General features: G+C 42.2%; 12 protein-coding genes and 4 pseudogenes. 10 read left to right on the top strand and 6 right to left on the bottom strand.

Going from position 1 to position 12761, the window contains the following annotated elements:
- The 3 genes and pseudogenes from IQ274_RS35470 to IQ274_RS35460 all read right to left on the bottom strand — a co-directional run.
- Nucleotides 1-399, bottom strand: a pseudogene (locus tag IQ274_RS35470) (hypothetical protein); the annotation flags it as partial.
- A gap of 37 nt (nucleotides 400-436) precedes the next feature.
- Nucleotides 437-1291 (bottom strand): hypothetical protein, encoded by an 855-nt coding sequence (locus tag IQ274_RS35465; RefSeq protein WP_194145137.1) that lies wholly within the window; start codon nucleotides 1289-1291, stop codon nucleotides 437-439.
- A 106-nt stretch (nucleotides 1292-1397) separates the two neighbouring features.
- Nucleotides 1398-1763, bottom strand: a complete 366-nt coding sequence (locus tag IQ274_RS35460) for a helix-turn-helix transcriptional regulator (protein WP_322745447.1) — start codon at nucleotides 1761-1763, stop codon at nucleotides 1398-1400.
- Between the two features lie 511 nt (nucleotides 1764-2274).
- Here IQ274_RS35460 and IQ274_RS35455 point away from each other — a divergent pair.
- Complete coding sequence (locus tag IQ274_RS35455; protein ID WP_194145136.1) at nucleotides 2275-2628, top strand: helix-turn-helix transcriptional regulator; 354 nt, start codon at nucleotides 2275-2277, stop codon at nucleotides 2626-2628.
- A 212-nt stretch (nucleotides 2629-2840) separates the two neighbouring features.
- Here IQ274_RS35455 and IQ274_RS35450 read toward each other — a convergent pair whose 3' ends face one another.
- Nucleotides 2841-3014 carry a hypothetical protein gene (locus tag IQ274_RS35450; RefSeq protein WP_194145135.1) on the bottom strand — a complete coding sequence of 58 codons (174 nt, stop codon included), beginning with the start codon at nucleotides 3012-3014 and terminating at the stop codon, nucleotides 2841-2843.
- A gap of 38 nt (nucleotides 3015-3052) precedes the next feature.
- Here IQ274_RS35450 and IQ274_RS35445 point away from each other — a divergent pair, with 38 nt between their 5' ends.
- Complete coding sequence (locus tag IQ274_RS35445) at nucleotides 3053-3850, top strand: hypothetical protein (RefSeq protein WP_194145134.1); 798 nt, start codon at nucleotides 3053-3055, stop codon at nucleotides 3848-3850.
- A 115-nt stretch (nucleotides 3851-3965) separates the two neighbouring features.
- Entirely contained in the window at nucleotides 3966-4946 is a 981-nt protein-coding gene (locus tag IQ274_RS35440) for a DUF5895 domain-containing protein (protein ID WP_194145133.1), read from the top strand.
- Nucleotides 4947-5092: 146 nt separating this feature from the next.
- On the opposite strand, the pseudogene IQ274_RS35435 reads toward IQ274_RS35440, so the two are convergent.
- Nucleotides 5093-5971 (bottom strand): annotated as a pseudogene (locus IQ274_RS35435) (group II intron reverse transcriptase); the annotation flags it as partial.
- A 155-nt stretch (nucleotides 5972-6126) separates the two neighbouring features.
- Here IQ274_RS35435 and IQ274_RS35430 point away from each other — a divergent pair.
- From IQ274_RS35430 to IQ274_RS35420, 3 genes and pseudogenes are all read left to right on the top strand, one after another.
- A complete protein-coding gene (locus IQ274_RS35430) occupies nucleotides 6127-6354 on the top strand; it encodes a hypothetical protein (RefSeq protein WP_194145132.1) in 228 nt (75 codons plus the stop codon).
- 33 nt (nucleotides 6355-6387) lie between these two features.
- A complete protein-coding gene (locus IQ274_RS35425; protein ID WP_194145131.1) occupies nucleotides 6388-6999 on the top strand; it encodes a hypothetical protein in 612 nt (203 codons plus the stop codon).
- A 57-nt stretch (nucleotides 7000-7056) separates the two neighbouring features.
- A pseudogene (locus tag IQ274_RS35420) lies at nucleotides 7057-8205 on the top strand (recombinase family protein); the annotation flags it as partial.
- A 489-nt stretch (nucleotides 8206-8694) separates the two neighbouring features.
- On the opposite strand, the pseudogene IQ274_RS35415 reads toward IQ274_RS35420, so the two are convergent.
- Nucleotides 8695-9408: pseudogene (locus IQ274_RS35415) on the bottom strand (reverse transcriptase N-terminal domain-containing protein); the annotation flags it as partial.
- An 847-nt stretch (nucleotides 9409-10255) separates the two neighbouring features.
- Here IQ274_RS35415 and IQ274_RS35410 point away from each other — a divergent pair.
- From IQ274_RS35410 to IQ274_RS35395, 4 genes are all read left to right on the top strand, one after another.
- Nucleotides 10256-10528 carry a hypothetical protein gene (locus tag IQ274_RS35410; protein ID WP_193950285.1) on the top strand — a complete coding sequence of 91 codons (273 nt, stop codon included), beginning with the start codon at nucleotides 10256-10258 and terminating at the stop codon, nucleotides 10526-10528.
- Between the two features lie 43 nt (nucleotides 10529-10571).
- Nucleotides 10572-10988 carry a hypothetical protein gene (locus tag IQ274_RS35405; protein WP_193950286.1) on the top strand — a complete coding sequence of 139 codons (417 nt, stop codon included), beginning with the start codon at nucleotides 10572-10574 and terminating at the stop codon, nucleotides 10986-10988.
- 88 nt (nucleotides 10989-11076) lie between these two features.
- On the top strand, nucleotides 11077-11370 hold the full coding sequence (locus tag IQ274_RS35400; RefSeq protein WP_416209871.1) for a hypothetical protein: 294 nt from the start codon (nucleotides 11077-11079) through the stop codon (nucleotides 11368-11370).
- A 157-nt stretch (nucleotides 11371-11527) separates the two neighbouring features.
- Nucleotides 11528-12601 carry a hypothetical protein gene (locus IQ274_RS35395; protein ID WP_194145129.1) on the top strand — a complete coding sequence of 358 codons (1074 nt, stop codon included), beginning with the start codon at nucleotides 11528-11530 and terminating at the stop codon, nucleotides 12599-12601.
- The last annotated feature ends 160 nt before the right edge of the window (nucleotides 12602-12761 follow it).

Genomic DNA, 12761 nt, shown 5'->3' with positions numbered 1-12761 from the left:
TATCGTTCGGATCTGTGCGGCCACCTCCGATTGTTGTAGTAACATCGCAATCCTGAGAGCGCCTAAAGGACTAAAAACTCTCGCTTTTGGTGTTCTGGGACTTAGACAGAATGTCTGTCTAACATCCTTAAGTGCTTGCCCCACAATGGTTTCAGTTTCTTGGAGGTTAAATTCTTCTTGATTGCTTCTGTACAATTCTTTAATCGCTGATTCACTCACCTCGAAGTATTCTGCAATCTGTGCAGTGGTGGCCCAACCACTACCATTCCAGACAGCGAAAATTATTGCTTTAGCCTTGGAGAGAATAGATAAAGCTTTGTCGCTCTCAAAATTCGTTAAAGCTGAAGTCCTCAGTGTTCTCGACTCCAACAATACGGACTGATTTAAAGGTAAATTCATGTTGGCTCCTTGAAGAGGTAGGGGAGAAATCGGTTTATTAGTAAGCGGCTTCAGTTGCCCAAGGAAATCGGCTCAAGTCCGGGTGTTGAGCTTCAAAGTAAATAATTTCGTTCTCCTCATAATCAAGATGAAGGGTAAGACGGATTTCATCAGGGTCTAATCTTTCAACACTTTTACCCCGCCAACAGTTAGCCCCTGTTAGCTCCCAGTTGTAAGATTCGGTGTAGATATCTGCTATTACTGTCTTTGATGCCGCATTTTCAACTGCTGTGACTGAAACGGAAGTTTTTTGCTCTTTCTCATCAACTAAAAATAATCTGTATGCAGGCTGCATCTGCACAAGGCTGGCAAAATACTTGATGATTTCTGGTACAGCTTGTTGAAGGGTGACACGATCTTTATCCAGCGTAATTAACTGATCTTCTACTGTCGGGTATGAAAATAGGCGATGCCTTCGGCAACGTCCAGGACGAACGCGTACAGAAATGTTTCTTGTTCTCACCCCAGAGATGCCTAACCTTTTCTGAAGCTGTTGAATGTTGTCTCGAACAGTGTGGTACAAAAAAAGGTCAGTTCCAAAATGAGGGCCAAACATTTTACCCATGTTGTCATAAAACTTAGCCCCTTTTTTTACCTCTGCTGGGGCATCCAAGCACCAGCCTTTAGGGTCTGACAAAATGCGGCGAAGGATTTCTTCATCTTCACTGCTACCGTCACCAAGGTTAGCAAGAGATAAGTAAACCTGTTGGTTTAGTAAAGAGGGGTAAGTGAATTTGTGGCGTTTAGGATATTTTAGACGAATACAATCTTCCAGTAAGGCTGATAAACCTTCTGTAGTAAACAAGTTGGGATTGTCTTGGAGGAGTAGCTGAAAAACTGGTAGTGTAAACATAACTATACCTCTTGTGGTGGTCTAGTTGAGGTGAGCGATCGCATAGCTTGCAGGCGGGCGGTCGCTTCAAATTATCATGGCTAGTTAAATAAACGCATTCATCAAGTCATTCTTGTTCTTCCTCGTCCTCATCCTCTTTAAATTCGACACCAAAAGTAACACCTAAAACAGCTTCTACTTTTCTGAGTGTTGCCAGAGGCAATGTTTTCATTTCTTCATTTTCAATGGCATACCAGTTTGGGGTACTCATTCCAGCCAAGGCTGCTAATTCTATAAGTGGGCGTTTATCAACCTTTCTTGCACGTCGAATTTTTTCTCCTAATCCAGGAACTTCCTTTTGAATACGCTTTTCAACCTTCATCAAACATGAACTCACTAAACCACCTCCTTTATTAAGCCTTGGTTTAGGATTTATTTCTACAAAGTAACACCTATTGTTTACTAAGTCTGCTTTGTTTATATAAAGTAACACTTAGTAAATACTAAGTCAAACTTGACAAATGCTAAGTAACACTTTATATTAAAAATAAGGGCAAGGAAAGCGAACTGCCAGCACCCAGGACGCGAAAGAGTTCGCAAGTCAACCATTACAAACCAAGTCAAGCTAACATTCCAAGTCGAAACATAGTCTAGAGACATGATCACCGGGGTATAGCACAAGCTCTGTTGAGTGGGTAAAGAAGCCTGGAGAAGCAATCAACGGACATTCAGTTATAACAATCATGAAGTTAAGACAAAGGCGATCGCACTCTGGCATTGCCCCAATCAGCAATCGTGTACAAGCGTATGCGATTGCTCTAGCATTGCTCAAGAGCGCAAGCGTTTGCTGTAGGTGATCCCTTTTCTCTAGTTGTATTCCTTCAATTGGCGCAAACTAAAATCATCGCATTGCATATCGGCAAGCGATCACTTTTACTTTTGCCGTGCTTCAAACTAAGTTAGTGAAAGGTATTACTCTTTATCACTAACCAAGTTATTATAGTATGGCTGAGAAGTCAAGTGGCGATAATAGAAAAGATTACATAGAAGAAGAACTATTAATTATGTCAAAAACTCTTATCGCTAGCGTCTGGTGGACTAAAGAGATGGGAGAGCGATTAAAAATACTTAGAGGTGAAGAGTCAATGGCTTCGCTGGCTAAACGGGCTGGGTGTTCTTACCAGTCAATACAGCACTTGGAGCGCGGAGAATATACAGTTGATGAACGTAAAGGACTCAAACCTACTGTTTCTTGGGAAAAGCTAGAAGCAATATGCAAGGCTCTTGATATATCTGTAGAAGATTTTTTACAAGTTCAGTTAGTGAAAAATCCTAAAAAGGTGATTCAAACTGGTTGACAATCACTAACGCCGTCAGTGATAATAAAAGTATGAAACGGGCGCTCCTCCTAAAAATACAAAAAGCGCTTCTACTGAACCTTGAAAAAAACAGAACAGAACAATATCCCCAGGTAACAGATGCAGTGGATAGTCAAAGCTGCTGAAGGTAGATAAGGATTGCGGGAGTTCTTAATAAAAATTACCAACAGGATGAAGACTAGCGAATGATGTTATTGAAACTCACCCGTCGCCTGACGCGCTGTATATCCTGCTTGGTAGCTCCAGTCACTGGCTAGGAGCAAGAGAATATTAGGCTTCGCCAATTCTAGATTGAGAGTGTTGTGGCTTGCCACAACATCAATTACTACACATAACAAAAGCGATCGCCCACGTCTGGTAAACACAGCGATCGCCTTTTTACCCCAAACAAGAGGTATTTCTAATGATTACACAACTTTCAGCCCCTACGCCAACAAAAGATCCACTAACCACGCAGGATCGCCAAATCATTGCAACTATCGTCAATCAATCGGACTATTCAAAAGAATGCAAGCCCGAAGATGTAGTAACTATCTGGATCAACAATGATGATATTGTGTGGGTGAAAATGACCCACGGCTATGCTCGTTACCACAAACAATCATTCAAACGTGCTGTTGCAGAGGTAAAAGCGAGTCTTTCTGCTCCAGTAAAGTGCAATCACCAGGAAGATGAGGAATTAAAACAAGCTTCTGAGAAAATTAGCTTGTTAGGTGATTGTGATTGGCTATCGTTAAGCGTCCAATACCATTCTGATAAGGTAATCGGTCACGCTGGTTGTTATATCTCTCACAAGACTCGAATATTAATGCCACCGGCTGAATGGGATTTTACACTGCCGAAGTGGAATATGCCTGCTGCCATCTGTCCAGACTGCGAAGGTCATGGGTGCGGTAACTGTGGGTATCGCGGGACTCGTGCAGAAGACTTGTGCGAACCAGTGGACAACTACCGACTGACTTATGTAGGACGCACTGACCTTCAGACGGCTCACAACGTATATCTAGATGGTGAATTCTTGGGAATTGTCTTCAAGGTCAGAAATGCTGATGAGTTATGGGAAAACGACCCCAAGACTTACTATTGGCGGTGTGGGGATGGAGTACGGTATTGGAGCATAAAAGAGGCTGTAGAGGTGCTATCCAGGACAACTGCTCCGATTGAACTGCCGCAAGTTCATCGGGAATTGGTAGCGGCGTAAGTGAAATGGTGGAAGAGAATTTTCTTCCACCACTATTTTAAAATCAGTGCCACTCAGAATTAAAGCTTCGCTTATTTTTTGCGAAAACTAACATTAAAGAAAGGCAGCAGCTACTATGACAGCTTTTGACTTTGATTCTGCTGAACACAAGTCATACCAAAAGACCCCAGCAGCCAAAAGTATTCCTTCACCCGCAGGCATTTGGATTGCTTACGAAAATCAACAATTAGCAGGATGGTACGAAAATAAAGAACTAGAAGGTGGGAAAGAGTATAAAGTTCTTACTAACAAGTTGGACGAAAACGATGAAAAGATAGGCATTCCTGGCGCTCTTTATAGACAACCACGAATACTTGTGATTGGGCGATCGCCTCTGCTATACGGAAACGATAGAAAGGTGAGTGGAGTTTGGCGTAGCAGTGATGGTTTGGACAAGAATGCCTACAAATTCGGTAGGCGGTATATGGTGATTTTCGTCGATGCCCAAAATCAACCTCTTCATATCGCACCAGTACAAATAACTGCTTGGGGAGTGTTTCAAGTGTCGTTTGATCAACAACTAATAGCATTCCGTGAAACCTGCGAACAAGCTTATGCAAGTTTTCAAGGCAAACATCACCAACCGAAGAATTTACTTTGGCATTCGATGTGGGTATTTTGTCCCATATTGAAAACAGAGAAACGTGAGAAAGGGGGGCAAACTTCCAATGCCTGTGTATGTAGTGGATACGAAAAGCCAACTGCGCTCAACTGGGAAAGTTATTGTATTGGCAAGAAACCGATAGCTCAAGAAATTGCCCTTGTGCATAATTCCATCAGCGATTGGTGGAAAAAAGGATTGCCCAAGAACAACTTATCAGAAGCAGCTACCTCTCATGCACTTGATCGCAATCAATTGATGATGGAGTCGCAACGATTAATTGAAGCTTTAGGTTGGGGCGAGGAAAAGGGCAAACAGTTTCTCATAGAGAACTATGGTAAAAAAGGAAGGCAGTCACTAACTAACGAAGAATTTGCTAGCTTTGTCAACAAATTGCAGTCTATGCAAGCAAATTATGACGATGAAGTTGGTTACTGGGAGGATGTGCCTTCTTAATAACCAAATACTTCTTGAGGTGATTGCAGCAATTGCATTCGCCTTTATGCTTCCCTATTTGTTTGAGTCGAGAGGGGATATTATTCCCCGTCCCTCTCAGTTAGAACCGTGCGTACCCGTTTCCGTGTACACGGCTCCCGATATTCTTAGGGAGTGACCCTTTTGCTCATGTGTAAATAGTCGTGACAGGATTCATGGATTGCTGTAAGATTCTTAGGTTTACAGTTATTATGATTTCCATCTATGTGGTGTAAATGTACATGCTCTTCGCTTGTCAATTTCATTCCACATCGACCACATGAATGGTTCTGTTTATGTAAGGCAATGGATGTCATCCCATCGTATAATTTACTGTTGCGTTGACTCCAGTAAATTAAGTCTCCGTCATAGGGGGATTTGTCTCCTTTAACTATGACGTGTGAGCCGAGGGAGTAAGGAACTGATGGGAACGCTTTCTTTACAAGTGCAGTACAAGACTCTCTGGTGTTCCTGGTTTCCTTATTAAATACCGTGTGGGTTTTGTGATTCATGAACCAGAGTGAAAACCTTGACCCTGACATATCACAGTACCTATGGTAGTTTCTCCAACCCCTTACAATCGGTGCTAGCTTTTCGGCTTTTACCTTGGAACCATAGTTCGAGCAGTTAACGATTTTCTTGACTTTCTCCCGGAATTTCTTAAAGTTATCCACTGAGGGAGTTATTAATATTCTTCCGTCGTTTCTCACTTTGAAGTGCCAACCTAGAAAGTCAAAGCCATTTGTCGCGGCGGTTATTTTGGTTTTCTTAGCACTTACTTTCATTCCTCTTTTGGCTAGGAATTCGTCAATGTTTCTTAGTATCAGTTCTGCATCGTCTTGAGGTTTTAACACTATTACCATGTCGTCGGCGTAGCGGACGGATGGATATAGTATTTGACCTTCTGCGGTTTTGTCGGTTATCTTACAACCCGCTATGTGGGTTCTGTGGATACTTTCAATTCCGTTTAGTGCGATGTTGGCTAGTAGGGGGCTTACTACCCCTCCTACAATCTTGCAAAAACTTCCATAGAGTTCTCAGTCACTATTCCTCGAAAACAACTGCGTCCAGGCTATGGTAAAGGTTTTGCAGGGGCACCAATAAATACTCATATAGTCTCCGATGATGGCATTACAGGGCTATCTATTGGAGGAAAGAAACCATGAGTAGTCAAAAGCCGGAAAAAAGTCGGATTCTCAAGGTGCAAGTTAGTTTTGAAGCCAGCCGGATATCGGATGAGTGCATGGCTTGTGCCTATGAACAAGTAATTCCTGAACTTCGCCTTTCAACACGAAAATCCAGTCAAAATCCCGGATTACAAAATGAGCTAATAAGAGAAAGGATAGAAGAAATCGATTATTTCAACTCCTTAAATTTTGATAGTGGGTGATTTTGTGACAGAATCAAGAAGGAGCTGAAACTAATGAAAAAAAAGAAGCGACCTGACAACTCTAGTTCACCTAGAGGCGGATATCGGGAGAATGCAGGTAGAAAATCAGGCTGGAACCACAAAGATACTTGTACAATCAGAGTCCCGAAAGAATTTGCCTCTCAACTTGTAGAAATAGCTCGTCGCCTCGATAAGGGTGAGAAGATTGATAATGACACAGAATCTATTCACCGAGAAAAGGATTTAGTTACAAAATCAAAACTAGTTAGTAGTTTAGGCGATCGCAAATTTGTCCACCAGTCAGGGTTGCAATTTGATATTGACACAAATTCTAAATCTTTGGTTGATGATACTGTCACAGAATCAATATCTAGTTCAGGAGAATCCTTATCCCAGCTACAGAAACAGCAAGATTTATCGGCTGAAGTTGAAAATGATACAGAATCAAAGCTCGGTAATTTTGATATTGTCACAGAATCAAATTTGCTAGAGATTAGTCAGGCTACTCACGACTTTTTTCCTGATCTAGCCCTTGCACTCAAAAACGCAAAAACTATCCTGACAGCAAAAAAGTCAGCCCGAGAATCAATTGCCCGATTACTGTCAAAACTCTACTCATCTCAGGTAAAAGCAGATGATCTTTAACTCTTGTTCAGTCGCTAGGGTAGAACACAAAAATTTACTTAATTTGAGGTCTAATTTATGACCACTAACCAAATACAGGCTGCTATCTACGCTCGGGTTTCTACAGAGCAGCAAACAGAAACTCAGACAGTCGCTAGTCAATTAGCTGCCCTTCGCTTGAGGGTAGCAGCAGATGGGTTAAAACTATGTTCAGAACTGACCTTTATCGATGCAGGGTATAGTGGAGCAACGCTGGTACGTCCGGCATTAGAACGTTTGAGGGACTTGGCTTTTGCTAATGGAGTAGATCGGCTTTACGTCCACTCTCCCGACCGATTAGCTCGCAAATATGCCTACCAAGTGCTATTAATTGACGAAATGTACCGTTGTGGCGTGGAAGTAATCTTCCTCAATCGAGAATTGGGACAATCGCCAGAAGATGATTTGCTGTTACAGGTACAAGGAATGGTAGCCGAATATGAACGAGCCAAAATCATGGAACGCAGTCGGCGAGGTAAACGACATGCAGCAAAATCAGGCTCAGTCAACGTCTTGTCTTGTGCCCCCTATGGTTATCAATATGTCAGCAAAGCTGATGGGGGCGGTCAGGCTCACTTTGAATTGGTTCTCGAACAAGCTCAAGTAGTTCGACAAATATTTGACTGGGTAGGCAGAGAAAGGGTCACAATTGGGGAAGTATGCCGCCGACTGAATGCAGATGGACATCTGACCCAAACCGGAAAGGCAGTGTGGGATAGATCCACGGTATGGGGAATGTTGAAAAACCCAGCCTATATTGGATTTGCTGCTTTTGGTAAAACCCAAGTTTGCTCCCGTCGGCAGAGATTAAGACCCATTCGGGGAGCTTCTCCACAACCGAGACGTGACTATTCAAGCAACTCAGTTGATGTCTCAGAATGGATTTCCGTACCAGTACCAAAGATTGTGGATGAAAATCTGTTTGCTGCTGTACAAGAGCAATTGCAGGAAAATCAGCGTCGTTCTCGAATTGGTCAACGAGGTGCAAGATACTTGTTGCAAGGTTTAGTTACTTGCAAGCTCTGTGGCTATACTTACTACGGTAAAGCTATCAGTAATAAATCTGCCAAGAGCAAGCCGAAGGACTATGCTTATTATCGGTGTATTGGTACTGATGCCTATCGCTTTGGTGGGAATCGGGTATGTAGCAATACTCAAGTACGAACTGACACATTGGAGGCGGCTGTTTGGCAAGAAGTATGTTCTTTGCTCAAAAATCCCCAACGTCTTTATATGGAATATCAACGCCGAGGGCAGGAACCGACTTCAGCTGTTCAGGAAAATATTAAGACAAAAGAATCTCAAATTGCCAAGCTACGCCGAGGTATTGCACGGCTGATTGATAGCTATGCTGAGGGTCTTATTGAAAAAAACGAATTTGAGCCAAGGATTCATAAAATCAAAGAACGAGTTGCAATTTTAGAAGCTCAGGTGAAAAATCTTAATGATGAGGCAACCCTAAACCGGGAACTAAGACTGATTATTGGTCGGTTGGAGGAGTTTTCCTCTAAAGTCATCAACAACCTTGACTCAATAGAATGGAATAGCCAACGAGAAATTATTCGCTTGCTAGTAAAGCGAGTTGAGGTGGATACTGAACAGGTAAATGTGGTTTTTCGGGTCGGGGAAGTTTCTGATGTCCCAAAGTCTGAATCAGAAAGTTTGCAAGATTGTAGGAGGGGTAACTACTCCGCCTTGAGGGGTTCCTTGTTCTGGAAATTCGGGATTGACTCCGGCTTTCAGGCATCTAAAAATACCATTTTTGATATTCTTAGGGGCTATCAGGTTGTCCATTATGGTGGAGTGTGAAATCCTATCGAAGCATTTTTCGATATCGAGTTCGATAACTCTTTTATCTATTCCGTTGGCGTTGCTGTTTAAGTTTGAGAATAGAAGTGCTTGGGCATCGTGTGCCGAGCGTCCTACTCTGAAACCGTAACTTCTGGCATGGAAATTTGCTTCGTGTGCTGGTTCCAGGGCGTATTTTGCTAGACATTGCCAAGCGCGATCGCCGATAGTTGGGATTTTCAGCATTCTGGTAGTCCCGTCCTTTTTGGGGATTGGGATTTCCTTTAGTCCTTGATGCTTCCAGTCTCCAGCCGATTTTCTAAGTAGAATTTCTAACTCGAAACGTCCTGTAAAATCGAGGGACTTTACACCATCAATACCTGCTGTCTTCTTACCAGCATTTAGCTGTGATACTTGTCGGATTGACAGAAATCTAGCCGCACGGGATTTCAGAATAAGTTTTTGCAAAAACCGAGCTTTCCGCTTGTTTCCTGCTTGAACCGCTTTGAACACTCTCTTTTGTAGGCGGAATAAATCCTGACGAAATTTCTTCCAGGGTAGATTCTTCCAAGATTCACTAGTGTAATCACTGTGCCTAATCATGCTCTGCTCCATTAAGTGTTTTCTGAATACCTTGCAGCAATTACGCCGCATCCTACCCGACTTGAGAGAGTTCCGTGTCTCATCTCACCTACCAGGGATTCGACTTTCCCTAGACTCTCAAGTCGTTTTTATTCGTTCCTTCAGATGATTGATACGTTCCGTTAGGTGTAACCAATTTGACTATCAGAAACCCTAGATTCTTACCGCTATTGAAGACTGATGCGGCGGGTTTTATCTCTGATGGAGTCGGGGGGTGTGGTTGTTAAGCCCCGCTTCTACATGAGTCATTTTTCTAGGTTCAATTTCACCGTGGGAACTTCCTATTAGCACCAGTGTCGATTCTTAACAATCGTCTGATTGTGCCCTGTTTCCAGCTTCACTCTACAAGAATTGAGCTTGTTCGGTGTGGACAGATAAGGAGTCACGCTCGAATCTAGCGGGTAGGGCTTTCACCTACATCATTCTGAAAGTTCAGTGCTTAACTTACGTTAAGTTTCACTGGCTTAGTTATTTATGGACTGGATACCAAGATTTACTAAGCAACGAATCGCACACCTTCAAGTAGGGAAGCATATTTAACGAACAGAATTCAGGAGTCAGGAGCCAGAATTCAGAATTGAATTCTGTGCGAGTGGTGGGTCTGAATCCCCCACTCATTCATTCTGACTCCTGAATTCAGAATAGCTGAATTCTTCTTCAATCAGTTCTCAAGTCTTGTCTACAGCTAATGAAGAAGGGGAAAGGGGAAAGGTTAAACCTGACTATTCTACACATGGTTTAATTCATGAATCCCTTTAACCCTCCTCCCCTCTTTTTGCTGTGTATTCACTATTACTAATATCAACAAATGACTACAACAATCGTTCTCCCTAGCCTCGAAAACTTACAGCAGTTTTCTGACTCGTTCGACATTGAGAAACTATTGCAATCTGAGGGAGTTCTGCCGTGGCTTCTAGCAAATGGCTGGAACTATGACAATGAATCTTGTTTGATTGCAAATATTGTCGATGAGTCTACAAGTCTGGATGAAGTTTGGGACTCTGAAGAGTTTGATTTTAATACTCTGCCTGATGAATCAAAGGAAAAACTCAATCAGATTTTTGAGCATTTCTATCTTTAGTATTTGTCACTTTCAATCAATAATTAATGCAAAGGTAACGAATATGCAACCAACAATTACACTTCCACGCGGTTATGGAATTCCAAAGTTTTATGTTGGGCAACGTACTCAACAAGGCAAAGTCATTGGTATCGAAGTATTACCACACGATAGCGTATTAGCTGAGAATTGCGGTAGTGGCTACCGCTACCTTGTCATGACTTCTCGCCATACCGAAGAGATTAAATATCTGGAATCAGATCAGATTACACCGCTTTCACCGTCAGAAGTAGAAGCTGAGATTCTAGAAGAGGTTGATTACTATTTGACTCAGCTTGTATTACTGCAATCCGAGTTGAAAGCTGACCTCAATATCCAGACTCCATTCGGTCAAATTAACCAACCGATTTCAACAACTAAACGTACTTCTGGGAGCGGTTCTAGATTGTCTAGACCGAAGCAACAAGAAGTTGCTGCTTAACGAAATAAGAATCAGATTATGTGTGAAAAACTCTCCAGTCAGATTTAATTAGTCTAACTGTAGAGAAAAATCGATTCCACAACAAATTATGGCACACTTCACTGCTAATAAGATGGAATTAAATTTGATTAAAGTCTACGACTCAACGCTTTTAAGCTCCTCAAAAGTTTACCAAATTAATGGTACACATTGTCGATACTTGGGTGATGAAGGTACTATCCAACATTCACAGTATCTATTTCTACCTCTGCCAAATCAAAGAAAAAAAGCCAGCTTTCGACTAAATCGAAACAAACTCATGACTCGCTGTTACGAAGTCGAAGGCATGGTTTATCAAAAGCCTGTGGTACAGGATAATTCACAGCAACTTCAACTATTTTGAGTTATGTCAATACATAAACCACCAGTCATTAAAAGGCATATTCGCCTACAAAATAGCTCTAAAAAAGTAATCTATAGAGCTACTAAAGACATTCAAATAGTCACAAAGAAAGCTTCGCTGAATTGAAAGTGAAAAATAATGATTGAGGTAAATAATCATGGTACAAGCACTTGACAACCCTGTTGCTGCAAATTTCCTAACTGATGCAGTAGTCGAGCGCCACAACTTCTCACAGTTAAATAAAACCCGTATTCGCTTCCGCATCCAGTTAAAGAAAAGTACAAAGTCTGCCGCACCTAAATGGGCCGATGTGCTAAAAGCTGAGGTTTCTGAAATTGAATCAGACCTTGTGAAAGTTACAAATTCCGAAGTCGGTTTGCGGGGAATCAAGGTATTTAAAAAGCTTGATGAAGCTGCTGCCCAATTGAGGCAAGAGATTGCTTCAGTTCAAGAATGGATGTCTGCTGATACTGGTGATTGGGTTTGTCCGATTGATTTAGCTCCACTCGTTTGGAACCAGTTAATCAATATTAGGGATAATCTAGCTCCCGCTCTCAGGAATCAATTAAAAGTTGATTATGAAACAGGGTTGCTTGATTATCAAGAGCGCATTGACCAGTTCCTCTCACTTAACACCTGGGAATTAGCACACGATAAGCAAGAGTCAGTCAAAGCCAACTTGCTAAGAGCATTTCCGACTCTGACTGACCTCGAAGACTATTTGCAGGTCGTTATTGGTCGCCCGGTGATTATCCCGGCATTGTCCGAACAACTCAATCAGCAGCAAGCCGAATGTCTAGACCAGATTACCAAATTCATCCAACAGTATGACCAAAACCTGGAACAGAGATTGAGGGAATCAGCCCTGGCAGGTGGTGAACAACTCGCCGCCCAGTTGCTTGAAGAGTTGGCTGATTGGGAACCAGGGAGGAAACCCATACAGTTTAAAAGAAAAATGGAGCGTCATCTGATGAAGGTTCAAGTGCTACTGGCAAACGCTTCACCGGAGGCAGGCAGTAGCTTGGAGGCGATGATGGCGCACTTAGATTCTATCGTTAATGATCCAGCGATTGAGTCCAAAAATCTTGGTTCTGATACGCGCAGTCAATTGCAGCAAAAGATGCAAGAGATTCGCACCAAGTTGTTAGATGAACAACGCAATCTACAATCACTTGCGACTGACGACGTGGGCTTATCGAAAGCTACCGTGATGTCGTTTAAGTTTCGGTAAAAAACAGTCTTGGGCGAGGGTGAATTCGCTCATGACTAGCATCTTAAACAAGAATATGCATATACACCTCAAAAGAATACCGCACTTCTACCGCTATAGGAACAAGATTCTCATGTCACATTTCTCAACAGTTAAAACTAAACTTGCTAACCGTGAATGT

The organism is Nostoc sp. LEGE 12447 (assembly GCF_015206985.1).
Classification (GTDB): domain Bacteria; phylum Cyanobacteriota; class Cyanobacteriia; order Cyanobacteriales; family Nostocaceae; genus Nostoc.
Note: the sequence above shows the minus strand (reverse complement) of the source record. Positions and strands in the feature narration are given on the sequence as shown.

Excerpts from the sequence above, each read along its gene's own strand:
- IQ274_RS35425 (WP_194145131.1), top strand. The coding sequence starts at position 6,388 with ATGAAAAAAAAGAAGCGACCTGACAACTCTAGTTCACCTAGAGGCGGA.
- IQ274_RS35455 (WP_194145136.1), top strand. The coding sequence starts at position 2,275 with ATGGCTGAGAAGTCAAGTGGCGATAATAGAAAAGATTACATAGAAGAA.
- IQ274_RS35440 (WP_194145133.1), top strand. The coding sequence starts at position 3,966 with ATGACAGCTTTTGACTTTGATTCTGCTGAACACAAGTCATACCAAAAG.
- IQ274_RS35430 (WP_194145132.1), top strand. The coding sequence starts at position 6,127 with ATGAGTAGTCAAAAGCCGGAAAAAAGTCGGATTCTCAAGGTGCAAGTT.
- IQ274_RS35400 (WP_416209871.1), top strand. The coding sequence starts at position 11,077 with ATGGCACACTTCACTGCTAATAAGATGGAATTAAATTTGATTAAAGTC.
- IQ274_RS35445 (WP_194145134.1), top strand. The coding sequence starts at position 3,053 with ATGATTACACAACTTTCAGCCCCTACGCCAACAAAAGATCCACTAACC.
- IQ274_RS35410 (WP_193950285.1), top strand. The coding sequence starts at position 10,256 with ATGACTACAACAATCGTTCTCCCTAGCCTCGAAAACTTACAGCAGTTT.
- IQ274_RS35405 (WP_193950286.1), top strand. The coding sequence starts at position 10,572 with ATGCAACCAACAATTACACTTCCACGCGGTTATGGAATTCCAAAGTTT.
- IQ274_RS35465 (WP_194145137.1), bottom strand. The coding sequence starts at position 1,291 with ATGTTTACACTACCAGTTTTTCAGCTACTCCTCCAAGACAATCCCAAC.
- IQ274_RS35395 (WP_194145129.1), top strand. The coding sequence starts at position 11,528 with ATGGTACAAGCACTTGACAACCCTGTTGCTGCAAATTTCCTAACTGAT.